Source organism: Bartonella sp. AC535YNZD (genome assembly GCF_042196625.1).
In the GTDB taxonomy this organism is placed as follows: Bacteria; Pseudomonadota; Alphaproteobacteria; order Rhizobiales; family Rhizobiaceae; genus Bartonella.
The window spans coordinates 1-277 of sequence record NZ_JBHIQP010000091.1 but is presented as its reverse complement, the minus strand read 5'-3'; the positions used below and the strand labels follow the sequence as shown (position 1 = coordinate 277).

1 protein-coding gene is annotated in these 277 nt (G+C 43.0%); it reads left to right on the top strand.

The window, feature by feature from the left end; genetic code table 11:
• The coding region (locus ACFIM8_RS09350; RefSeq protein WP_375614855.1) for a thiamine phosphate synthase at positions 1 to 277 on the top strand (277 nt) is incomplete at both ends.

Genomic DNA, 277 nt, shown 5'->3' with positions numbered 1-277 from the left:
GCTGTTCGCCGCAACACCCCGCATAGTTTTTTGCGTCAAATTTTGCAAACAAAGTCTTTTTCCTGCGTCATTCTTTATGATTCTGAAAAGCAAAAAGATGATGGCTCTTTTTTACAACACCAAGCGCAAACTTACGCAGAAGATATTCGAAACAATGACGCCGCCCTTCTCATCGCTGGTGACAGCCGCATTGCGGGACGCATAAAGGCTGATGGTTTACACATAGAAGATGATTTGAACGCCCTTGAAGGCTTTAAAAATCAGCAAAAGGAACAAA